Source organism: Bordetella tumbae (genome assembly GCF_054780995.1).
Genome location: NZ_BAAGVG010000004.1, coordinates 1 through 22,448, shown reverse-complemented (window position 1 = coordinate 22,448; position 22,448 = coordinate 1). Strand labels below are relative to the sequence as shown.

The window sequence follows — 22,448 nt, the reverse complement described above, 5'->3', positions numbered from 1 at the left end:
TGCTCGGTGGTAGCGAAGACCTTGCGTTCTCAATGATCGACCGACGAGGGCGCTCTGAACACGAGGGCCAAACCAGCCAAGATCGCCACCATACCCGCCATAGCCAGCGCAGGCATCGCGTTACCCAGAATCAGATAATCAAGAAGCACCGTGATCACTGGCACCAGATAGAACAAACTAGTGACGTTGACCAAGTTGCCGTTGCGTATCATCCGGTAGAGCAGTAGCTGCGCTCCCACCGAGATGCCCAGCCCCAACCACAACAGGGGAATCCAAAATCCCAGGTTGAGTTCTACATGAACTGGCTGCAATGGGGTGAGGCCGAGGCACAACAGCAACGTTACGGCATACTGCAACGGTAGCACTTCGGTGGGGGCTTGCTGAATGCGTTTTTGCAGCATGGCACCGAAGGTCATACATAACAGTGCAGCCAGCGCGTAACCCATGCCGAGCCCCGACAATTTTGTCAGGGCCAGACTTTGATATACCACTAGCGTCAGGCCTGCCAATGAGAGCGAGAGGCCGAGTAGCCGCCAGGTGGAGAAACGCCTTTCCGTCATCAGCAGCGTCAGGATCGGCTGTATACCGAGTAGCGTTGCCAATAGCCCGGGCGTGATGCCATTGGCCATCGCCTGAAAATAGCAGACCGAATAGCCGCCAATCAGTAGCAATCCTGTTCCTGCAATCTGCCAGCGTGTCCCAGGCTGAGGCAGCCACCGTCGGCTCGGCAGCCCGATCAGTAAGAGAGCACCGAGCGCCACGCTAAAGCGCAAGATCAGCATGGCAAGTACGGAACCGTGGTCCAGTCCCCAGCGGATGAAGATAGCCGCGCTGCCCCACAGCAGCACGAACGTGGACATGGCGGCGAAACCCGTCCATGTGGAAGATTTAGAAGTCATTATTTATTCACCTGTCGAACAACGAACAGGCCCCAGCCATCCGCCGACACTACAGTGTCAGGGCAGCCTTAATGGCATCAGGGTAGGGGCCGCGAAGCGGGCTGGATCAGCCCAGAGTCATCGCGAGTGGCGGAGCCACTGCGATGTTCGCCGGAGGCGCGACAGGTGAGGGCGGCGGGTTCGTAGCGCGCACGCCGCCGGCCACGATGCTCGTGGTCAAGGCGAGTGAGAGAGGGCGTGCAGACGAAACCATGGGTGTCTAGTCAATATCCAGAGATAATTGCGAAAGAATATAGCATGTACATGCACGGAATGATGATTTGCAGAACGTATGTTGCAATTCGCACGTCGATGGAGAACGATAGAGCTCGACCATGAACACAGAGAAGACGGTTCCACTCCGGACGAGTGCCAGTGAGATCACGATTTTTGAGGAAGGCGACCCGCATGAGGATCCTTGGGTTTTGGGCCAGGCACCGGTCGAGAACATAGAAGTGGGGCCTTACGATGCTGGCTGGCCTATGCTGTATGAGACGTTGAAAAAACGGATTGACATTGCTCTAGCCGGAAAGGCGCGGGCGATCGAGCATGTGGGTTCCACCGCGGTGCCTGGCTTGTCAGCCAAGCCGGTGATCGATATTGACGTGATCGTGGATGATCCCACGAACGAAGACGCGTACGTTCCCGCATTGGTCGAACTCGGATACACGCTAATCATCCGGGAGCGATCCTGGTATCAGCATCGAATGCTCCGTCACGAGTCGCCCCGCGTCAACTTGCATGTGTTTGGGCCGAATTGCCCAGAGCATATTCGCCATATCTTGTTCCGGGATTGGCTTTCTGCTCATCCACGGGATCGGAATTTATACGCCGATGCAAAGGTCCGTGCGGCACATGGGGCCGAGACGGTGCAAGAATACAATCTGAGAAAGCAGGGGGTAATCCGGGAGATCTATGCAAGAATCTTCGACTCTTATCGGCCTTAGCCACGCCTCTTGATTTGTTTGAAGCGTTGCGTCGTTTCGGTCAATGCTGTCTCAGTGGGCAGGCGCTCCATCGAGCTGGCGCCATAGAAGCCGTGGCAGCCAGGGCAAGCGTCGAGGATGTATGCCGCGTCTTCCGGCGTTGCGATCGGCCCGCCGTGGCACAACACGATGATGTCGTCGCGGACGTTTCTAGCCGCGGCCGCCCAGCTGTTGATGAGTGGCACGCACGCTTCTAGCGTGACGGCCGTGTCGGCACCAATCGAGCCGCCCGTCGTCAAGCCCAAGTGCGCAACGATGATGTCTGCGCCCGCCTTTGTCATCGCTATGGCATCGTCGTCATTGAAAACGTACGGTGTCGTCAGCATTCCCTTTTCGCTGGCCAAGCGAATCATCTCAACTTCCAGCTCATACCCCATCCCAGTTTCTTCGAGATTGGCCCGGAAGTTGCCGTCTATGAGGCCCACGGTCGGAAAGTTCTGCACGCCTGCGAAACCCATTCTCTTCAGGTCATCCAGAAAGACGTCAAAATTGCAGAACGGATCGGTACCATTCACACCGGCTAAGACAGGCGTCGATTTCACAACGGGTAGCACTTCCTTGGCCATATCGACGACAATCTCGTTAGCATTGCCATAGGCGAGCAGGCCAGCCAGCGACCCCCGTCCAGCCATCCGATAACGGCCTGAGTTATAGATAACAATGAGGTCAATCCCTCCGCTTTCTTCACATTTGGCCGAGAGCCCTGTACCTGCGCCCCCACCAATAATGGGTTCGCCACGAGCGATCATGTCGCGGAACTGATTAAGAATGTCTTCGCGTGTATGTCTGTTCATCTTTCACCTGTATGTGTGTATCAATAGTGAGATCCTGATCAGGCTCAGGCGGTTGCTTTTTTTTGAGCGTAGATGGCCTGGAACTCGCTCACTGCGATTGCAATAAAGCGCTCGTCGTTGATGTTGTATGGCACCCGAACGATTTTCCGTCGGTCCGTCTGTTGGACTGTTTTCTCGATGGCCTCGAAGAGTGCATGATCAGCATCCGGCGCCCAGAACGGCATATCGGGAGAGTCAAGAACGGAAACGCCGCCTTCTGGGATGAGAAATCGCACCGGACCGTCACATGCATTCAGTTTTTCCCCAATCCAGCGGCCCATCTCGGCGTTTTCCTCGACGGTGGTGCGCATCAGTGTGACCTGTGGGTTGTGGTGATAGAAGAGCCGGTCCGCGTAGTGAGCCGGCACAGTATCGGGGCGGTGGAAATTCACCATGTCCAGCGCACCGCATGAGCCGATATAGGGAATTTGGGTGCGTGCGATGGCATCCAGACGGCCTTCATCACATGCAAGTACTCCGCCAAAGAGATGATCACAAACCTCGGTGGTTGTCAGGTCAAGCACACCGTCGAGCAATTGGCTGTCGACCAGTTTTTCCATGGCTTTGCCGCCGCTTCCGGTGGCATGAAAGACCAGGCAATCAAATTCGTTTTCCAGTGCCGAGGTTACGCCCTGGATGCATGGTGTGGTGACGCCAAACATCGTCAGTCCGATGGCGGGTTTGAGGATATCGGGCATATCACGTTGAAAGCGTACCGCGCCGGCAATCATGTTTGCGCCGTTTGCCAGCACTTTTCGCGAAATACGATTGATGCCAGCTACATCAGTTACCGAATACATCATCGAGATATCACTCGCGCCTATATATGGAGCGATGTCTCCCGATGCCATGGTCGATATCATCAGCTTGGGCGTGCCTATCGGCAGGCTTTGCATTGCGGGTGTGATCAGAGCAGTACCGCCAGAGCCACCGATTCCCAGGAGCGCCGCGATATCATCCTGGGCCGCGATATATCGTTGGAACGCCACCGCCATGGCTTCAATGGCTTTTCCCCTGTCGCCGCAGAATACCGCTGCACTGCCTTCTGGATGATATTGCGCGACCGCTTTGGCCTTGACCCCGGCTCCTCGGTCAGTCGCGCTGGTCGTCGACAAATCAACGATCACGACAGGTACGCCAGCAGCCTCGATGATTTTGGCCATGAAAACGGCTTCAGCGCCCTTCGTATCTACTGTTGTGGCAAGATAAACTCGTTTTTCCGTAGTTGTCATGACGTCTCCTGGGTTTCAATCCTCATATGGTGCTTTGAGCCTCCTGCTCGCTTCATGCAAGAGACAATCGGTTTTCGTATGCTGTGAGCAGCTTCCCAATAAAATACATTATTGAGACAGCAGTCTAATTTAATTTTACCCAATATTGAGACTATCGTCTCAAATGTTAATGTCAAAAGAATATGCCGGTAATGTCGCCAAAAGACAGTGATTCGATGTCCAGGACGCGAGCTCGTACCAAAGATCTGCTGGTCAGTACGGCACTCGTACAGCTCGAAAAAGGTGTTTTCCCATCTATTACCGAGCTTGCAGTTGCGGCGAACGTCTCTCGCGCCACGGCCTATCGATATTTCCCCACGCAGGCCTCGCTCATTTCAGAACTGGTTGATGCTAGCCTGGGACCGGTGCTCGATTGGGAACCTTCGTCGACCGACGCGGCGTTGCGCATGTCTGAGTTGATTGACTTTTCCTATCCTCAGATGGTGATGCACGAGGGAGCATTGCGCGCCGCCTTGCGGGTCACGCTGGAGCAATGGGCCGACGCGCGAGCAGACCGCAATGACGAGCCCCGATATGTCCGAGGTAATCGAAAGAAGCTGGTGGGTAGGGCCGTTGCCCCGCTGAAAGACACATTGAGCCAGCGTCGGCTTGACCGGCTGACAAAGGCACTTTCGCTTATTTATGGTACGGAAACGATGGTGGTTCTAATGGATATTTGGGGCTGTAAGCTCGAAGAAGTACAGTCTATTGCCAAGTGGGTAAGCGATGCTCTGGTTACCGCCTCTGTTGCAGAGCAAAATGCCTCGAAAAAAAGCGGGCCGACGAAACCCACATCGAGGAGTCGCGCAGCGGCACGGTGAACATGATGTGCACCGCACGCGTATCGGCATCTTTCCGAAGTTCACGCGCACCTGGCGGCTGTTTCGAAAGCCCAGATCGTGTTTCGAATCACGAACCTCGGATGCCCGCCTTTTGGATCACATCGGTCCACTTGGCCATCTCGGCGTCGATGAACTTGCCGAATGCGGCGGCATTGTCTGGGCGCGGCTCCATGCCCTGTGCCAGGAGGCGTTTCCTGATCTCGGCATCGGCCAGTGCATCGTTGATTTCCGTGTCCAGGCGCTTGACGATCGCGGCCGGTACTCCGGCCGGCGCCATAAACCCATACCAGCCCGACGCCACCACATTCGGAAGTCCCTGGCTACGCAAAGTAGGTGCCTGCGGATAGATTTCGCTCGGTTCAGCGGATGCCACTCCCAGCACGCGCAGCTTGCCGCTCTGGATATGCGGCAGCGCTGCGGTAATGGCTGTCAGTGTGGCGTCCAAGCGCCCAGCCAGCAGGTCCGTGTACGCCGTGACGTCGCCACGATACTGCACGGTTAAACCTTTTACCTGGGCGTCGCGCAGAAACAGCTCGGCCGCGAGATGTGGCAGCGAGCCGTTGCCCGGTGAGCCGAATGTCAGGCCATTAGTCTGAGATTTTCCGTAGGCGATCAGTTCCTGCGCGGTCTTTGCGGGGGATTGCGCGTTGACGATCAGGAATAATGGAACCGTGGCGGACATGGCAACGGGTTGCAAGTCTTTCTTGGGATCATAGCCCAGTTGCCCGTACAGGGCCTGCAGGGTGGAATAGGGCGCGGCGGCATACAGAATGGTATAGCCGTCGGCCGCGGCGTGGGCGACAAATTCGTTGCCTACCCGAGTACCTGCGCCGGGTTTGTTTTCTACGATGACGGCCTGGTTCAGGCGTTTTGCCAGGTAATCGCCGATCATCCGTGCGGACAGGTCATTGGGACCGCCGGCCCCGTAGGGCGCCACGATTTTCACGCTGCGGGCGGGCCACGCCTGTTGGGCCAATGCACGTGGCATGACGCCGGTGCAGGCGGCCGCGGCCGCTGCGCTCAATAGCGTCCTTCGGCTCATCTTCATGTTTGTCTCCTGAATATTCGAATAGGAAGGAGAGTTCGCCTAGGTATCCGCAAGAAGCCGGCGCCTTCGCGACCCTGAGAGGCGATGATAGATGGCTGTTTCTATCAGGACAATTTTCAAATTATTGATTACTTAAAGGTTTAGGTTATAAATCGAATTTCACTTTTCGACGGCAGCAAAGGGCATCCCATGACATTCGAAGTCACGTTGCGGCAGTTGCGCGCCTTTATCACGGTATTAGAATGCGGCAGTTTTTCTGTAGCGGCCGATACCATGCATTTATCGCAGGCGGCCTTGAGCGGTCTGGTCAAGGAACTGGAAAGCCGGCTAGGCGTGCGATTGCTGGATCGCAATACGCGCAGTGTCAGCGCTTCGGTGGTCGGCACGGCATTCGAACCCATGGTGCGTCGAGTGTTAGCCGACTTGGATGAGGCTCTGGAGAACGTGAGTAATCTGAAAGCGCTGCGCCGTGGCCTGGTACGAGTGGCAGCGCCCGAGACGCTGTCGTGTACGTTACTGCCGGAGCTTGTGGCTGGCTACGGCGAGCGTCATCCGGGCGTGGAAATTCGGTTTGATGACGTGCCGATCGAACAGGTGCTCGCCAATTTGCATAACGGCAGCTCGGATATCGGTTTCGGCCCCGCGGGCGTGCTGACGGACGATGCGATACAAGCGCATCTGATTCGCATCGATCCCTTGTGGGCCGCACTGCGTCCCGACGATCCGTTGGCGACGGGAAAACCGGTCAGCTGGAAAGACCTGCGTGAGCGACCACTGATCAACTACATGCCCAACCTGGCGTTGAACGTGCTGAGTAATGTGCCGTCACGACGGCATCCCGAGCAGATCGTGCCGGTGCATAGAGTCAACACGGCGCTGTCATTGCTGCGAGTGAGGCCTGGCTACGTAATCTGTCCGTCTATGGCGCGATCGTTGGTCGAGGGCTTTGGTCTGGTTTTCGTGCCATTGTGTCAGCCCGCTGTGAGCTGGCGCATTGCCCTATTTGCCCGCGCTCGGGCCTCGTTATCTCCTGCGGTGGAGAGCTTTCTCGACTACACGTTGGAGGCTGCTCAGGTCGATGAAGCGGCGCACGTGCCGACTGGACATCCGGTGGTCGCGCGTAGTCGGAGTAGACTGGGATAAATAAGATAATCTGATAAAAGCCTCAGAAATCTCGTCTTGTCCGATAAAAACGGGGGGCGTATCTTAGGCGGCCAGCCTCGGGAATTCGCAGCGTGCGGATGCCGCTTGCAGTTTGCAGAGGCTTTTCCAGACTCTCATCCGGCCGCCTATGAATTTGCCCGACCTAGATTCTTTCCTGTCACCGCGTTCCATCGCTATCGTGGGCGCTTCTACCAATCCCAACAAAGTCGGCGCAGTGGCGCTGCGATATCTGCTTGAACAGGGATATCGTGGTGAGGTGTATCCGATCAATGCTGGGACACAGCGGATCGGAGGGTGTCGGACTCACCCCTCATTGCGCGCCGTGGGCAAACCGATCGATCTAGCGATTTTCGCCATTCCCGCCTCGGGCGCGGACGCGGCACTAGACGATGCCATCGGCGCAGAGGTGCGCAACATCGTCATGTTCTCGGCCGGCTTTGCCGAGCTCGGAACGCAAGGTGCAGCGGTGCAGCGTCAGTTTGTCGATAGGGCGCGCGCGGCAGGAATTCGCGTGCTGGGGCCCAACTGCCTGGGGTTCATGAATGTAGCGCAGTCTGTGTATGCCACGTTCTCTCCGGTGGTGTCGACCGGTCTGGTCAAGACTGGCCATATCGGCTTGGTCAGCCAGAGTGGCGCGTTTGGCGCATACGCCTACGCCATGGCGCGCGAGCGCGATGTCGGACTTTCCGCGTGGGTGACCACGGGCAATGAGTCAGACATTGACGTGGCTGATTGCATTGCGTGGATGGCACGCGATCTGGCGACGCGAGTGATCATGGCGTATCTGGAAGGCTGCCGCGACGGCGCAAAGCTGCGGCGAGCGCTGGACTTGGCCCGCGCAGCGAGCAAGCCGGTGATCGTAGTGAAAGTCGGCCGCACGGCACTGGGAGCGCAAGCCGCTGCATCGCATACCGCGGCATTGGCGGGTGACGATGCGGTGTATCAAGCGCTATTTCGCCAACATGGCGCCTGGCGCGCGCGTTCTATCGAGGAGTTTTTCGACATCGCGCATTGCCTCGCGGTTTCTGGTCTGCCGGCCAATGCCCGAGTGGGCCTGTTGACAGTGTCGGGTGGCGTTGGTGTGATGATGGCGGACGACGCAGCCGAGGCGGGTTTGGATGTCGCCGAGCTGCCGGCAGCCGCGCAAGAGATCATCCGAGTTCGCGTGCCGTTTGCCGCGACGCAAAATCCGGTCGATTTGACGGGGCAGGTCACAGCAGATCCGTCGCTGCTCGATACCGCTGCTCGTGCGATGCTGGAGCATGGCGACTACGGCAGCTTGCTGATTTTTCTAGCCGCGTTCGGCAGTACTCCTGCCATGCAGGCCAGGCAACAACAGTTGGCTCGGGATCTACGGCGGGAATTCCCCGGTCGTCTGGTGATGTTCAGCGCACTTGCCGATACCGGGCAACAGCGCGCGCTCGAAGAGCAAGGGTGCCTTTGCTATGGCGATCCGGCCAGAGCGATCCGTGTGCTGGCCGCGATGGCGTTCTTTCATGCACAGCAGTTGCGGCCCAAGCCCGTGCCTGCCGTTGCAATCCCATCGGTCGCACTGCGGCTTGGCGCTTATAGCGAAGCCGACGCGATGCGAGTCTTGAGCGAAAACGGCATACCCGTCGTGCCGGCACGTCATGCGCATTCTCGCGAAGGTGCGGTGGACCACGCATGCGCGTTAGGATTTCCAGTAGTCATGAAGGTCGTGTCTGCCGATATCACGCACAAGAGCGATATCGGCGGCGTGGTGCTGGATATCCGTGATGCGCAGGCTGCTGCTGGCGCATTCGATCGTATTCTGTCGACGGTGGCAAGTGCGGCCCCGCACGCCCGTGTACAGGGAGTACTGATCGCGCCGATGTTGCGCGGCGGTGTTGAGTGCATCCTGGGGGTGCGCCGGGACCCTGTCTTGGGACCTGTCGTGATGCTGGGGGCAGGTGGTGTGAATGTCGAGTTGTTGGGAGACGTGGCATTGCGGCTGGCGCCGATCGACATCCAGCAGGCACGCGAGATGATCCGCGAGCTAAAGATCGCCCCGTTGTTCGCCGGGTTTCGCAGTGCGCCCGCTGCGGATGTGACTGCCTTGGCCGAGTGCATGGTGCGGCTCTCGCAGTTTGCCGTGGCGGCGGGCGATGCGCTCGATTCGGTGGAGTTGAATCCGCTGGTGGTATTGCCGCAGGGCAAAGGAGTCTGCGCGTTGGATGCGGTGGTGTTGACGCGAGCCGCAACCGCGGCGTCGGCTGCTGTCCGGCAGGCAGTGATTGCCACTTTGCCGCTCTTCGAGATGGCGCGCATGCGTGCTTCAAATACCGCACGCAAGCATGCTGTGGCCGGCTTTGCCGGCGACAGTCCTGGTTCGAGGATGCGTTGGGTGAATCAGTTCACCCATACTCGCAGACTGCGCAGTCCAGACGACAAAGAAGTTGTGACGCCAAACAACGACACGCTGTTCACCAATGCGTGGTTGGATCTGTCGGAGGGACCATTGGTCATCGACGTTCCACAGATGGGGTCACGCTACTGGGTGCTGGGATTTTTGGATGCGTGGACAAATCCCTGGGCATATGCCGGGCGGCGCACCACCGGTGGAGCCGCACAACGTTTATTTGTGCATGGCCCTGGCTGGCAAGGCACCGTAGTACCGGCGGGCATGCATCAGATCAGTGCCCCTAGCGACGATGTGTGGGTCATCGGCCGTATTCTGGTGGATGCAGATCCGGCAGACTTGGCGCAGGTGCATGCGCTGCAAGATCGTTTCGCCATTTGTCGACTCGATGGGACGCCCGCGTTATCGCGCCTGGACGTATTGCTCGACAACCGAGATACCGGCATACCCGAGGCACACGAATATCTGCGTGTGTTGGACAACATGCTTGAACGCAATCCGCCGTCCGAGCCTCTGCCATGTTGGCCGCCGGAGGTCGCCGATCTGCAGACGGCTTTGACCGAGATCTATAGCGAGCTGCGCGATGTGGCGCAGCCTTCTGCGCTGGGCGGGGGGTGGACCACGGCGGTGGCGGTGCGCACGAGTTTCGGCAGCGACTTTCTGACGCGCGCTCGTGTGGCGCGTAATTGGATAGGCACGCTTGGTGTCGATGAGGCGATGTATATCATGGCCGAGGTAGACGCCGATGGTGAGCCATTGACGGGTGCACAGCGTTATGTGCTTCGCTTCGCGCCGCAAGGCGGGCCCAGAGTGGACGCGTTTTGGTCGATCACGCTCTATCGTCGCAGTGACTGTCTGTTGGTCGAAAATCCCATTGGGCGGCATTCCATCGGCGATCGCACGCCGGGCCTGCGGTACGACGAAGACGGTGGTTTGAGCATCTCGATCCAGGCCGATGACCCCGGGCCGACGGAAAACTGGCTTCCGGCACCCGCGGGGGCCGGATTCTATCTCACGCTGCGACTATATCAGCCTCAATCGATTCACCTGGACGGCGAGTTCCGTTACCCTCCAGTTCAGCGCGTGGACTGAGCGGTCGGCGCATGAACCAACATGATGACGTTTATCAGGAGCAACGTATGTTGAAGCGACTAACGGGCAGGGTGGCGATCGTGACTGGCGCGGGGGGCGGCCTGGGACGTGCCCACGCCATTGAGCTGGCACGGCACGGTGCGCAGGTGGTGGTCAATGATCTCGGCAATGCCGCTCAAGACGTGGCTGATGAGATCTGCGCTGCTGGTGGACAGGCCATCGCGGTGTTGAGCGACGTGACGCAATATGCCGACATGGAGGCTATGGCTGCCCGCTCGATAGAGGCTTTCGGACGTGTGGACGTCTTGGTGAACAATGCGGGCATCCTGCGAGACCGCAGCTTTGCCAAGATGAATCTGGACGACTTTCGCCTGGTGCTGGACGTGCACGTCATGGGCGCTGTCAATGCCACCAAGGCGGTGTGGCCCCACATGTGCGCGCAATCATACGGACGGATCGTGATGACGACCTCGTCGTCGGGGTTGTATGGCAATTTCGGGCAATCAAACTATGGCGCGGCCAAGATGGCGCTGGTCGGTCTGATGCAGACGCTTGCTCTCGAAGGCGCCAAACATAACGTACGGGTGAACTGCCTGGCGCCTACTGCCATGACTGCGATGACCGAGGGTTTACTGGATCCGCAGGCGGCAGAGATCTTTACGCCGGAAAAGGTCAGCCCGGGGCTGATTGCGTTGATAGGCGAGGACGCCCCGACGCGCATGATTCTGTTGGCGGGAGGGGGCAGCTTTGAATGCGCGCACATCACGATGACGCATGGCGTCCACCTGGGTGACGCAGGTACCCCGGTCGATGCTTTGTGCGAACAACTCGCGCAGGTGCAAGCGCAGGCCGGTCAACTGGTCCCGGCCTCCGGTTGGGACCAGTCCCGGCATGAACTGGCAAAGGCCCTTCAACACGCGAACTGAAACGCCGCGCGGATATCGCCGATAATGCAGGGTAACCAATAAGCTTGGCTTCGGCCTAGATGCGCTACCCATGAGAACTGATAGCCGCCTTTCCCGCATGCTGCACGTACTGCTGCACATGGCACGTGCCAACGAGGAGCCCATGACATCAGAGCAGATCGCGCGCATGCTGGGCACGAATGCCGCCGTTGTCCGTCGCACCATGGCGGGCCTGCGCAAGGCCGGTTATGTGCAATCTGACAAGGGCCACCATGGCGGCTGGCGCCTGGCTTGCGGGCTGGACCGTATTACGCTGCTCGATGTGCATCAAGCAGTTGGCGGCCCGCGTATCTTTGCGATTGGCGCCGACCGTGACAATCCCGACTGTGCCGTAGAGCGCGTGGTAAACGCAGCAATTGCGGACGCCTTGCATCAGGCCGAGATCCTGCTGGTGCAGCGGTTGGGGGCGGTCAGTCTAGCCGACTTGGCGGGGCAGTTCGACGCATTGTGCCGTGCGGCGCCTTCGAATGCGAAAACGAAATCGAGCCATCGGCCACAGCCCTGAGTCCTCGTTCGATTCCTGATTGAACAGACGTATATCGCCAAGGTTCATGCTTTAATGTATCATTAAAAGATACGTGAAATTAAACTCGCACGAATGAGGTTTCCGATGGACTACGACGTGATCATCATTGGGGGCAGTTATGCCGGTATGTCAGCCGGCCTGCAATTGGCGCGTGCGCGCCGTAAAGTGTTGGTGATTGATGCTGGACAGCGTCGTAATCGCTTCGCTACCCATTCACATGGCTTTCTCACTCAAGACGGCAGACCTCCTGAGGAGATTGCCGCCGCAGGCCGAGCGCAGCTTATGCGCTATGCCACCGTGCAATGGTTGGACGACTGGGTAGAGGTCGCCGAGCCTGTTGACGGTGGGTTTCGAATCGTTGCGCAGCAGGGCTCCGCGCATACCGCCAGCCGCCTCATCCTCGCCGCGGGGGTGCAGGATGAACTGCCGGAATTGCCCGGTTTGGCACAGCGTTGGGGCAAACACGTGTTCCATTGCCCCTATTGTCATGGCTATGAATTGCAGCAGGGGCATATCGGTGTGCTGGCCGTGTCGGCGATATCACTGCATCAGGGATTGATGTTGCCCGATTGGGGTGAGACGACCTTGTTCCTTAATGATGTATTCGAGCCTGATGCCGAGCAGCTGGCACACTTGACGGCTCGCAATGTGCGAGTAGAGCCGGGCAGGGTGGCGCGTCTGGACGGTGAGGCCGTCGATGTGGTGATGCAAGACGGCCGCGTATTCTCGTTGGCGGGCTTGTTCGTTGCCACGCGCGTGCGTCCGGGCGCATTGGCGGTTCAACTCGGGTGCGAACTAGAAGAAGGGCCGCTAGGCCCCTATGTGAAAGCCGATTTCACACGGGCGACGACGATACCTGGCGTATTTGCTTGCGGCGACTTGGCCCGTCCTGCGGGGTCGGTGGCGCTGGCGGTGGGCGACGGTGCCATGGCGGGGGCTGCCGCACATCGCTCGCTGATGTTCGGTTTGTGATGCCGCGTCGTCCGACGCAGACTATGTGTGTGGCTTGATGCCTATGCATGGTCTGTATCGGGCGTCCACAGCGGTACCGTATCGTCGCCGCTGGTTTCCGGGCCCGTATCAGCCAGCAGCGGGCCTAGTGCTGGCGCGTGCGGATTCGTATTCGGCGAATGGCCGCAAGTGATCGGCCAGCGCCTTGCGAAATGCTGGCCGTGCTTCGCAGCGCGACTGATAAGCCTGTAGCGCGGGTCGATCGCTGACCAGCGAGGTATTGCGCAAGATGCGCAATACGGTGGTCATCATCAAGTCCCCGACGGTAAAGCGGTCTTCCAGATAGTCGCGCTCGCCCAGCCACTGTGCCAATTCGTCCAGGCGCTTGCACACGGCCTGCTCCGCAGTCGGGACGGCTGGCGCCGCCCACGGCTCATTGACATGGAAAATCATCAGCCCGCCAAGATGCGTGATAGGGGGCTCCACCGTATTCAACGCCGCCAGTGTCCATGCGCGCGCACGTGCGCGGCCTTGCGCGTCGGCGGGCAGCAATGTATCGCTGCGTTCGGCGATCTCCAGCAAGATGGCTCCGGATTCGAATAGCTTGAGGTCGCCGTCTTCGATGGCGGGGACCTGCCCAAAGGGCTGCAATGTCCGGTATTCCGCGCTGGCCTGGTCTTTCACACCGATCAGTTTTTCTTTGTACGGGATGCCGGCTTCTTCGAGCGCCCAGCGCACGCGTAGATCGCGCACCAAGCCTTGCGCAAAAGGGGGCACCCAACGGAATGCGGAAAGAGTAATCATGGGTCGCTCCTAGCGACTTCGGCGTTCGTGCCGAGCAGGAAAAGGGCGCAGCCGCAAAGCTACGGGATGCGATTTGGGCTCAGCCCGCGAAATGCCGCACAAGTTTGTCCAATGCGCCACCCCAGCCTTCTTCGTGACTAGTGCGCGTGGCTTCGTCTTGCAGGCCGCTGTGTGTGAGCGTGAGTTCCGTGCCGGTGTCAGTGGCGCGCAATGCAAACTCGAGGCGCGACTCGCCGCCGTCTTCGTTATCGGACCAGCGCCAACTCATCGCCAGATGATGTGGAGGATCGACGCGCAGGTATTCGCCGCTGCTTTCATGTTCGCTGCCGTCGAGCATGCGAAATCTCACTCGGAAACGGCCGCCGACCCGGACATCGGTTTCGGCGACGAGCACTGGCCCGCCGTCTGGGCCCCACCAGCACGCGATGCCGTCAGATGTGGTCAAAGCGTCGAATACCGTAGCGGGCTGTGCCGCGATACGTCTTACAAGAGTCAGGCTGGTCATTTTTCGGGTCTCCGTTGGGCTTCCTGGCTTTCCGCGTAGGAAGCCAGGCGATTGAGGCTATGGGTCCAGAAATGCTCGTAGCGACGTAGCCAATCCATCGCGGCCTGCATGGGGGCAGGCGAGAGGCGAACGGTAACGGTGCGTCCGGCCTTGGTACGGACGATGAGTCCGGCATCGTCAAGGACGTCCAGATGCTTCATGACGGCCGGCAGCTTGATGGAAAAAGGCTGCGCCAACTGGCTGACGGTCGCACTGCCTTCTTGCTCGAGTCGTGCCAGGATGGCGCGGCGGGTCGGGTCTCCCAGCGCCGCAAACGTCCGATCCAAGGTTTGATAATAGTTCACCATGTAGTGAAGTATTTGCTAAATACCGTGGGTTGTCAACTCAAATGGTTTACGGCCAGGCTGTGTGTTGTTGTCGGGCGGGTGGCCCTGCGATGTGCGTCGCAGCTACTAGGCTGCTGTCGTGGCTGGCACAGAAGAGTGATGCTGTCGGATTCTAGGTCGTCGAAGGGCGTCAACCTTTAGTTTCTGTTGATATCGATATAAGTCAAGGATTGTCAATTTTCATTGAAAGTTGATATGTAGAACCGTAAGTATATGTATATTGGGGCATAATTAGTACTCAATGTGTTAGTTGTAAGTTTTTACTACATACGCAGCCCGCCAAGTTTGTCTTGATCGAATCGCTTTTCTCTTCGGGCCAGGCGTTATTGACCAAGGAGAGGGGCGTCGTATGACGGCCAAGCAGTACCAAGACCAAAATGTCTACGAAGCAGCAAAAGATCGTCTACGTATGGTCTTGACGCAATTTCAACGAGTTTGTGTTGCCTTTTCTGGAGGCAAGGATAGCTCGGTACTGCTGCATTTGGCGCTGGAGGTCTCCCGGGAACTGGGCCGCGGAGAAGTGCATGCCGTGTTTATCGACCTCGAAGGTCAGTATGAGTCGACCATTGAGCACGTCAAGGAAATGTTCGACCGACCCGACGTCCGCGGCTGGTGGATATGTTTACCGATAAATCTGCGCAACGCCTCCAGCCTTCAGGAGCCCTATTGGTGTGCCTGGGAGCCTGGACGTGAGCAGGACTGGATCCGGCCGATGCCTGATCATTGCAGAGTGATCAAGGATCAGGATTATTTCCCTTTTTATCGCTACCGGATGGAGTTCGAAGAGTTTTTCCCGGCATTCAACGAGTGGATGTGCCGCGACGGCGTATCCACGGCCATTCTGGTGGGCATTCGCTCCGATGAGTCGCTCAACCGGTATCTGGCTATCAAGCGCCGTGCCGGTGTCAAGAAGTTCGCCTGGACAGCTCCCGGAGGCAAAGAGCCTATCGCATGGAGCGCCCGGGATCACCTCCATGGTAAAGCAATCACTTTTTTTCCTATCTACGATTGGCGTTTCAGCGACCTGTGGCGTTATACGGCGGATAAAGGCAATTCGTACAACCGTTTGTACGATCGTATGTATCGTGCCGGCGTTCTATTCTCACAGATGAGGGTATGCCAGCCCTACGGAGATGATCAACGCAAAGGGCTGGATCTGTTTCATCAGCTCGAGCCGCAAACTTGGTTCCGCGTCGTAGCGCGTGTGGCCGGCGCGAATTGCGGTGCACGCTATTCGCGGCAAAAGTTCTTGGGCTATCGCGGGGGAATCGGGCTGCCGCCGACGTTTTCTACATGGAAACAGTACAGCGAGTTTTTGCTGCGCAGTCTGCCGCAAGAGGTGAGACAGGTATATATGCGCCGCATCAAGGCATTCATCGATTGGTGGGTGGTTCGTGACTATCCGCTTGCGGCTTGGCCTGACGCGGGCACCCCAGCTCTAGAGAATAGACGAACTCAACCTTCGTGGCGCCGGATAGCTATGTCATTGCTAAAGCAGGATATGGCGCGGTCATTGTCGTTTGGCTTTGCCAAGCGTGACACCAAGGAATTGTCTGTGACGGGGAAGAGGGGATGAATTCGTCACGACGGTATGTATTTGAAGTGCGGCGTTCCATTGATGATGAGACGGCGTTTTTCGCCAAGATGGGACGCTTTTTTGCCAGCGCTACGGTACGGCGAGAGTGCGGCGGCTATCCGCTGAACGATGGCCCGCGGTATCGATGGTTCACCGTCCGTCACGAGAATGACCCGAGGGTCCTCGGATTTATCAGTATTGAGCACCTAGCTGACGAGGTGCGTATCCGAGAGGGATATCTACGTGTTGAAGCGCGCGACAAAGGTCTGTTTCGTGAGCTCCGCAATCGTGTTCTGGCGTACATCGACGAGCGGGGACTTGCAGCTAGAGTCCAGGCGCTGCAGTCGAACGTGTCTCTTCTGGAGCCCTATGGGTTCGAAGTCCAGAGTGTCAGAGGACAGTGGGTCACATTGAGGAGGAATCGATATGCTGAAAGTAGAACAGCTGATCAGTCGTGCTGCAGCGTTGTTTGATGAACTGGATAGTCTGCCTTTGCGTCAACGGATAGAGGCCATAAACGGGATACGCCGGTCGTTGCGCGATCACAGTCCTTTTGCTGACGAACCCGTCGATTGTGTTCAATGGGTGCCAGTGAGCCAAGTCGAAGGCAATGACTACAATCCCAACACTGTTGCTCCGCCGGAAATGAAGCTGCTTGAGTTGTCTATCGGTGTAGACGGTTATACGCAGCCAATCGTGGCGCACGAACACCAAGAAAATGAATACGTGGTCGTGGATGGGTTTCACCGTCAGCGAATAGCAAAGAAGAATGGGCCCATCCGACAACGCCTGCATGGCTATCTGCCATTGGTCTGTATTCAATCGGAGCGAAGCAATATTGCAGACCGTATCGTCGCTACGATACGGCACAATCGTGCACGTGGCGTTCATGCCGTGATGCCGATGACTGACATCGTGGTTCGATTGCTCAAAGAAGGATGGCACGAAAGCGAAGTCGCCCAAAGACTAGGCATGGATGCAGACGAAGTACTGCGCTTTAAACAAGTATCGGGACTGCCTGAACTATTTCAGGACAGCGAGTATTCGAAATCTTGGAAATAGCTTTTCGTACTGCAAATGCAGGCCGCCAAAGCATGATGCGCGGATAAATGAAAGCACTCGAACTAAGTGAAGTATTACGTTGGTTTGCGTGATTGTTTCATTAGTCATGTATATCGGTCAAAAGATAATGAATCACGTGCTTTTGTAGAAAATTATACCTATTCCCTTGCCACAATTACGCTTGGTTATGGACCGTAGTGTCCAGTAAAGATCAACGGAACAAAGCAACGGCATACAAGCCGTAAGGGCGCGGGAAGTGAATCATCTCTACAGGTCGATTTGGAACGAAGAAAGCCGCACTTTTGTTGCGGTCCCTGAGACAACGAAAGCGCGAGGCAAACGAAGCTCTGGCGCTCGCCTTTTGGCACGCGGTGCCTTGGCAGTAGCGATTGCCGGTGCGATGGGAGCCGCTCAAGCGACCGTCACGATTGACGACAGTACTGCGCCAAGCAGCTGGGACGGCAATGAGATCGTGTTCTCCGATGGGACCGGTCGTATCGAGTTCAGTGGTGGCGGTACCGTAACGGGTCTGACCGACGCTAGTCTGAACGCAGGCAGTTCCGAGGCGGTATCTGGCAGACAGCTGTTCCAAACCAACGAACGCGTTGGTGCTGCCGAGACAGCGATTACTGCCGCACAAGGCAATATCACGACACTGCAAAGTGACGTCAGTACGGCGCAAGGAAACATCACGACGCTGCAGAGCGATGTCAGCACGGCGCAGGGCAACATCACCACGCTGCAAAGTGATGTGAGTTCCGCAGAGGGCAATATCGCAACACTGCAGAGTCAAGTTGGTGCTATTGGGACTTCCATTACTACCGCCAGCGTCACTACTGATAGTCTGAATGTTGCCAACGGCGTTATCGTTGCCGACAGCAATGGGGTCACCATTGGGACCGATGTTGATATGGGCGGCAACAAGATTACTAATCTTGCTGATGGCACGATCAATGCGACCAGTACCGATGCTGTCACTGGTAAGCAAATCCATAACCTTTTCATTGAACAGGGCGCGACCGGCGTTCGGTATTTCCACGCCAATTCGGCAGCACCCGATTCGCAGGCCATTGGCCAAGAATCGATCGCGATCGGTCCCAGCTCTGAGGCGCGCGAAGACAACAGTTTCGCTGCAGGCGTTGGAGCGATTGCTGATGGCGAAAGCGCAATTGCCTTGGGTGACGGCGCTCAAGTTTCAAAGCCCGCGAACAACGGTGATCCGACTGCTGCGATCGCCATTGGCAAGGACAGCGATAGCAGTGGTGTAGCCAGTACGGCCATAGGCCTGGAAGCAACCGCCTCGGGTGGCAACGCCGTTGCGTTGGGAACTGGCGCTGCTGCGACTGGCGCCAGCGGTTTGGCCTTGGGTACCGGCGCGGTAGCAGATGCCGAGAATAATATCTCGATAGGCAGCGGCGCTGGTCAGGGCACAGGTCAGCACCTGCCAGGCGATCGCTCACATAACATTGCCATCGGCACGGCGTCTGGTCAGAACGTTGCAGGCCAGTTCAACGTAGCGATGGGAGAAGGGGTTGGTAATAACGTAAACGGTGACGACAACGTTGCGTTAGGGCGTAACTCCGGTGGATTAGAGGGTGACTCTAATGTCAGCATCGGTTTGAACGCGAATACTGGTGGCACAGCGAACCGCGCAGTCAGCATTGGCGAAGATACGGATGCGCAAACGGAAGGCATTGCGATTGGTTATGCCGCCAGCGCCGGCAACACGGGTGTGGCGATTGGCCGTCAGACCAGCGCAGTGGGAACAGGAACGGCGATTGGGCCCAATGCTCATGCGGATAGCGGTTTTGTCGCATTGGGGCTGAATTCTAACGCTGTCCAGAGCGATGTCTCGGGTAATAGCCGGTTCACTAACCGCGCGTTCTCCGGCAGCGCAGTTTCCGTTGGCAGCAGCGAGGCAGGCAGCGAGTTCACGCGCCGCATCGTCAATGTCGAAGACGGGGCGAATGATACGGATGCGGTGAACGTCCGTCAGTTGCAGCAAGCGGTATCCGGCATTGATCTGAGCGATATTGATTTTGCCGGTGGCGTCATCGCCAATCTGCAAACCCAGATTGACCAGAACATGATGCACTATGTCAGCATCAATGATGGTGGGGTAGACAAGGGCAACAAGAACAACAATGGTGCCAGTGCTACAGCCATTGATTCGATTGCTATCGGTCCGGACGCAACGACCAAGAACCAAGACTCGATCGCGATCGGGCACTTGGCTGGTGCTGAGGGTGATTCCGCGGTCGTGCTCGGTCATAACATCAAAGGCTTGGGTTCGAATTCGACCACGATCGGCAATTCGCAATCGGAAGCCCGCGATGCGAGCGGTATCGCCATCGGTACAAACGTTGTCAGCCGTGATGAGAACTCCATCATTATCGGTCGGGATTCGTATAGCAATCGCCAGGCTAACGGCCCGTCCGTTGAAAACTCGATTGTGATCGGCACAGAATCCAGTTCGACAGCGGTAGAGGGTATTGTTGTCGGCAAGAATTCCGTGGTAAATGCGGCTCGTGGTATTGCCCAGGGTAGTGGCGCAACTGCTACAGCAGAGAACGCCATGGCATTCGGTACTACTGCAAGCGCCGCTGGATCGGACTCGCAAGCAAGTGGTACGGGTGCAAATGCTTTTGCGTTAAACGGTATTGCGTTTGGAACCAATGCGCGATCCGGCCAGGCTAACCCTGACGTTGAACTCGCAGACAGTAATCATGATTCGATAGCTATAGGTACATCTTCAATCGCCGAGCGGGATAGCAGCATCGCTCTGGGGCAAGAGGCTCAGGCGCTTGGTTCGAGATCAACCGCGATTGGTTATCAGGCTCAAGTTGACCCCTCGGTAGAGGCTAGTGGCGTAGAGGGATCCGATGGCCTCGCAATCGGGTCGTTCGCGCACTCCAGTGGTCCGAAGGCCGGAGCAATCGGACCTTATGCGAACTCGTCGGGCAACGGGAGCTATGCCATTGGCTACATGGCGAACGCGACGTCCGATAACGGCATCGCGCTCGGCGTGAGTTCGAACTCTACGGGCCAAAACGGTATCGCAATTGGTATGGTTTCTGATGCCTCGGGCGGCTCTTCTATTAGTATTGGCACAGAGTCAGAGGCCTCGGGCGAATTCAGCATGACTGTGGGTGGTCGTGCGACGTCTTCGGGTGATTATTCATTGGCTGCCGGCTACGGTGCTAATGCTTTGCAACGCGCTTCGCTTGCAATGGGTTTCCAGAGTACGGCTAATGCGACCAACTCCAGCGCAATAGGTAGAGGGGCGTCTACGGCGGCGGGCGCGACAGATTCGATTGCGATGGGCACCAATGCTGCGTCATCGAGCGCAAACGCGGTCGCTCTTGGCACTGGCTCTGCGGCATCTGGCGAAAGCGCGCTCGCGCTTGGCCGTGGTGCTGCGGCATCGAACGCAAATGCGGTCGCGCTTGGCAGCGGTGCCGTGACGGCTGCCGCGGTCGGTACGTCCAATGCGGTTATCGACAACGTTACATACAACTATGCTGGTACTAATCCGTTAGCCACTGTCAGCGTAGGTAGTGCGGGCCAAGAGCGCACTCTCACCAACGTTGCTGCGGGTCGTATCAGCAGTACCAGTACCGATGCTATCAACGGCAGCCAGTTGTACGGCACGAACGTGGCTGTGACTGCAGTCGGCAACGATTTGGACACCGCTGGCCAATCCGTGGCAACGGTTATGGGCGGGAATGCCGCTTATGACCCGGTTACGCACCAAGTGACCACGAGCAATATTGGCAATACTGGCGAAGACACTGTCCATGACGCCATTGGCTACGCTGCACAGGGTTGGAACGTGGCGGCCAACGGCGAAGGCACCGGTGCGAACGTTGCTCCGGGCGCGACGGTCGACTTCAGCAACGACGACGGCAACGTCGTGATCAGCCGCAATGGCACCGATCTGGCTTTCAACCTGGCCAACAACATCGATCTGAGCGCAGCCGGCAGCGTCACCACGGGTAAGACCCTCATGAACGATGACGGTCTGGTGGTCAACGATGGCGGCAATAGCACGGTGACCTCGACGGCGGGCACGACGGTGGTCAACGCCGTGGGCGAGGTGACCACGGTAGGCGCAGGTTCGATTACGGTTGCCACTCCCGGTGGCGGTCAGACGACGATCGGCAGCAACCAGATCAACGTCGGCGGCAGCAATCCGATCGCGATCAATGGCAACACGGGCACGATTGGTGGTCTGACCAACACGACATTCGATCCGGATAATTTCACCAGCGGGCAAGCGGCGACGGAAGACCAACTGAAGTTGGTCAGTGATGTGGCCAATGCCGGTTGGACGGCGACCGATGCAGCGGGTAACAGCGCGAACATCGGCCCGAACGGTGTGGTGACATTCGAAGGCGACGACAACCTGAGCGTGGCTCAGACGGGTGTAGATCAGAACGGCGTGATCTCGGTCAGCCTGAACCAGAACATCGACCTGGGCAATACCGGCAGCGTCACCACGGGTAATACCGTGATGAACAATGACGGTCTGGCCGTCAATGATGGTGCTGGAAATAGCACGACGACGACGGTGGCTGGCACGACGGTGACCGATGCTGCCGGTGCCACGACCACGGTGGGAGCAGGTACCGTGTCGGTGGTGGACGCGGCTGGCAACAGCACGGCTATCGGTGGCAATCAAATCTCGGTCGGTGGCAGCAACCCGATTGTGATCAGCGGCAACACTGGCACGATCGGTGGTTTGACCAACACGACGTTCGATCCGAGCAACTACACCAGCGGCCAGGCTGCAACGGAAGACCAACTGAAGCAGGTCAATGATGTTGCAAGCGCCGGTTGGAAAGCGACCGATGCGGCAGGCAACAGCGCCAACATCGGTCCCAACGGTGAAGTGCGATTCGAGGGTGACAGCAACATCAGCGTTGCGCAAACTGGTGTGGATCAGAACGGTGTGGTGGCGGTCAGCCTGAACGAGAATATTGACCTGGGCAATACCGGCAGCGTCACCACGGGTAATACCGTGATGAACAATGACGGTCTGGCGGTCAACGACGGTGCAGGCAACGTGACGACGACCACGGCTACCGGCACAACGGTGGCTGACAGTGCCGGAAATACG

General features: G+C 57.8%; 17 protein-coding genes. 10 read left to right on the top strand and 7 right to left on the bottom strand.

Going from position 1 to position 22,448, the window contains the following annotated elements:
* Positions 1-29 precede the first annotated feature (29 nt).
* Positions 30-899, bottom strand: a complete 870-nt coding sequence (locus tag ACYVI2_RS03430; protein WP_415817888.1) for a DMT family transporter — start codon at positions 897-899, stop codon at positions 30-32.
* Positions 900-1,273: 374 nt separating this feature from the next.
* Between ACYVI2_RS03430 and ACYVI2_RS03425 the strand changes: the two genes are divergently transcribed.
* Positions 1,274-1,885: a GrpB family protein gene (locus tag ACYVI2_RS03425; protein WP_415817889.1), complete on the top strand. Its 612-nt coding sequence runs from the start codon at positions 1,274-1,276 to the stop codon at positions 1,883-1,885.
* Here the strand turns inward: ACYVI2_RS03425 and ACYVI2_RS03420 are convergent.
* Positions 1,882-2,718: a phosphoenolpyruvate hydrolase family protein gene (locus tag ACYVI2_RS03420; protein ID WP_415817891.1), complete on the bottom strand. Its 837-nt coding sequence runs from the start codon at positions 2,716-2,718 to the stop codon at positions 1,882-1,884. The genes ACYVI2_RS03425 and ACYVI2_RS03420 overlap by 4 nt on opposite strands.
* Before the next feature lie 44 nt (positions 2,719-2,762).
* Positions 2,763-3,989, bottom strand: coding sequence for a Tm-1-like ATP-binding domain-containing protein (locus ACYVI2_RS03415; protein ID WP_415817893.1), 1,227 nt, complete (start codon positions 3,987-3,989; stop codon positions 2,763-2,765).
* Between the two features lie 191 nt (positions 3,990-4,180).
* Here ACYVI2_RS03415 and ACYVI2_RS03410 point away from each other — a divergent pair, with 191 nt between their 5' ends.
* A complete protein-coding gene (locus ACYVI2_RS03410; RefSeq protein WP_415817894.1) occupies positions 4,181-4,849 on the top strand; it encodes a TetR/AcrR family transcriptional regulator in 669 nt (222 codons plus the stop codon).
* Positions 4,850-4,937: 88 nt separating this feature from the next.
* On the opposite strand, the gene ACYVI2_RS03405 is transcribed toward ACYVI2_RS03410, so the two are convergent.
* Positions 4,938-5,918 (bottom strand): Bug family tripartite tricarboxylate transporter substrate binding protein, encoded by a 981-nt coding sequence (locus ACYVI2_RS03405; RefSeq protein WP_415817896.1) that lies wholly within the window; start codon positions 5,916-5,918, stop codon positions 4,938-4,940.
* A 189-nt stretch (positions 5,919-6,107) separates the two neighbouring features.
* On the opposite strand from ACYVI2_RS03405, the gene ACYVI2_RS03400 reads away from it, so the two are divergent.
* From ACYVI2_RS03400 to ACYVI2_RS03380, 5 genes are all read left to right on the top strand, one after another.
* The gene (locus ACYVI2_RS03400; protein ID WP_415817897.1) at positions 6,108-7,061 is read left to right on the top strand and encodes a LysR family transcriptional regulator; all 954 of its coding nucleotides are present in this window, start codon (positions 6,108-6,110) and stop codon (positions 7,059-7,061) included.
* A 148-nt stretch (positions 7,062-7,209) separates the two neighbouring features.
* Entirely contained in the window at positions 7,210-10,554 is a 3,345-nt protein-coding gene (locus ACYVI2_RS03395; protein WP_415817900.1) for an acetate--CoA ligase family protein, read from the top strand.
* A 47-nt stretch (positions 10,555-10,601) separates the two neighbouring features.
* On the top strand, positions 10,602-11,480 hold the full coding sequence (locus ACYVI2_RS03390; protein WP_415817902.1) for an SDR family NAD(P)-dependent oxidoreductase: 879 nt from the start codon (positions 10,602-10,604) through the stop codon (positions 11,478-11,480).
* A gap of 70 nt (positions 11,481-11,550) precedes the next feature.
* Positions 11,551-12,024, top strand: coding sequence for an Rrf2 family transcriptional regulator (locus tag ACYVI2_RS03385; RefSeq protein WP_415817903.1), 474 nt, complete (start codon positions 11,551-11,553; stop codon positions 12,022-12,024).
* 105 nt (positions 12,025-12,129) lie between these two features.
* Entirely contained in the window at positions 12,130-13,017 is an 888-nt protein-coding gene (locus ACYVI2_RS03380; protein ID WP_415817905.1) for an NAD(P)/FAD-dependent oxidoreductase, read from the top strand.
* 108 nt (positions 13,018-13,125) lie between these two features.
* On the opposite strand, the gene ACYVI2_RS03375 is transcribed toward ACYVI2_RS03380, so the two are convergent.
* The 3 genes from ACYVI2_RS03375 to ACYVI2_RS03365 all read right to left on the bottom strand — a co-directional run bounded on the left by ACYVI2_RS03375 (position 13,126) and on the right by ACYVI2_RS03365 (position 14,652).
* Entirely contained in the window at positions 13,126-13,800 is a 675-nt protein-coding gene (locus tag ACYVI2_RS03375; protein ID WP_415817907.1) for a glutathione S-transferase family protein, read from the bottom strand.
* 79 nt (positions 13,801-13,879) lie between these two features.
* The gene (locus tag ACYVI2_RS03370) at positions 13,880-14,305 is read right to left on the bottom strand and encodes an SRPBCC family protein (RefSeq protein WP_415817910.1); all 426 of its coding nucleotides are present in this window, start codon (positions 14,303-14,305) and stop codon (positions 13,880-13,882) included.
* Positions 14,302-14,652, bottom strand: coding sequence for an ArsR/SmtB family transcription factor (locus ACYVI2_RS03365; protein WP_415817912.1), 351 nt, complete (start codon positions 14,650-14,652; stop codon positions 14,302-14,304). Before ACYVI2_RS03365 ends, ACYVI2_RS03370 begins: the two co-directional genes overlap by 4 nt.
* Before the next feature lie 388 nt (positions 14,653-15,040).
* On the opposite strand from ACYVI2_RS03365, the gene ACYVI2_RS03360 reads away from it, so the two are divergent.
* From ACYVI2_RS03360 to ACYVI2_RS03350, 3 genes are all read left to right on the top strand, one after another.
* A complete protein-coding gene (locus ACYVI2_RS03360) occupies positions 15,041-16,267 on the top strand; it encodes a DUF3440 domain-containing protein (protein WP_415817915.1) in 1,227 nt (408 codons plus the stop codon).
* A 426-nt stretch (positions 16,268-16,693) separates the two neighbouring features.
* On the top strand, positions 16,694-17,329 hold the full coding sequence (locus ACYVI2_RS03355) for an IbrB-like domain-containing protein (RefSeq protein ID WP_415817918.1): 636 nt from the start codon (positions 16,694-16,696) through the stop codon (positions 17,327-17,329).
* A gap of 256 nt (positions 17,330-17,585) precedes the next feature.
* Positions 17,586-22,448, top strand: a 4,863-nt coding sequence (locus ACYVI2_RS03350) for an ESPR-type extended signal peptide-containing protein (RefSeq protein ID WP_460490263.1), incomplete at its 3' end; no start/stop codon positions are given.

Bases quoted from the DNA above. Each gene is read 5' to 3' on its own strand.
- ACYVI2_RS03410 (WP_415817894.1), top strand. From the start codon at position 4,181: ATGTCGCCAAAAGACAGTGATTCGATGTCCAGGACGCGAGCTCGTACC.
- ACYVI2_RS03405 (WP_415817896.1), bottom strand. From the start codon at position 5,918: ATGAAGATGAGCCGAAGGACGCTATTGAGCGCAGCGGCCGCGGCCGCC.
- ACYVI2_RS03375 (WP_415817907.1), bottom strand. From the start codon at position 13,800: ATGATTACTCTTTCCGCATTCCGTTGGGTGCCCCCTTTTGCGCAAGGC.
- ACYVI2_RS03360 (WP_415817915.1), top strand. From the start codon at position 15,041: ATGACGGCCAAGCAGTACCAAGACCAAAATGTCTACGAAGCAGCAAAA.
- ACYVI2_RS03425 (WP_415817889.1), top strand. From the start codon at position 1,274: ATGAACACAGAGAAGACGGTTCCACTCCGGACGAGTGCCAGTGAGATC.
- ACYVI2_RS03395 (WP_415817900.1), top strand. From the start codon at position 7,210: ATGAATTTGCCCGACCTAGATTCTTTCCTGTCACCGCGTTCCATCGCT.
- ACYVI2_RS03355 (WP_415817918.1), top strand. From the start codon at position 16,694: ATGCTGAAAGTAGAACAGCTGATCAGTCGTGCTGCAGCGTTGTTTGAT.
- ACYVI2_RS03420 (WP_415817891.1), bottom strand. From the start codon at position 2,718: ATGAACAGACATACACGCGAAGACATTCTTAATCAGTTCCGCGACATG.
- ACYVI2_RS03365 (WP_415817912.1), bottom strand. From the start codon at position 14,652: ATGGTGAACTATTATCAAACCTTGGATCGGACGTTTGCGGCGCTGGGA.
- ACYVI2_RS03415 (WP_415817893.1), bottom strand. From the start codon at position 3,989: ATGACAACTACGGAAAAACGAGTTTATCTTGCCACAACAGTAGATACG.
- ACYVI2_RS03390 (WP_415817902.1), top strand. From the start codon at position 10,602: ATGTTGAAGCGACTAACGGGCAGGGTGGCGATCGTGACTGGCGCGGGG.
- ACYVI2_RS03380 (WP_415817905.1), top strand. From the start codon at position 12,130: ATGGACTACGACGTGATCATCATTGGGGGCAGTTATGCCGGTATGTCA.
- ACYVI2_RS03385 (WP_415817903.1), top strand. From the start codon at position 11,551: ATGAGAACTGATAGCCGCCTTTCCCGCATGCTGCACGTACTGCTGCAC.
- ACYVI2_RS03370 (WP_415817910.1), bottom strand. From the start codon at position 14,305: ATGACCAGCCTGACTCTTGTAAGACGTATCGCGGCACAGCCCGCTACG.
- ACYVI2_RS03430 (WP_415817888.1), bottom strand. From the start codon at position 899: ATGACTTCTAAATCTTCCACATGGACGGGTTTCGCCGCCATGTCCACG.
- ACYVI2_RS03400 (WP_415817897.1), top strand. From the start codon at position 6,108: ATGACATTCGAAGTCACGTTGCGGCAGTTGCGCGCCTTTATCACGGTA.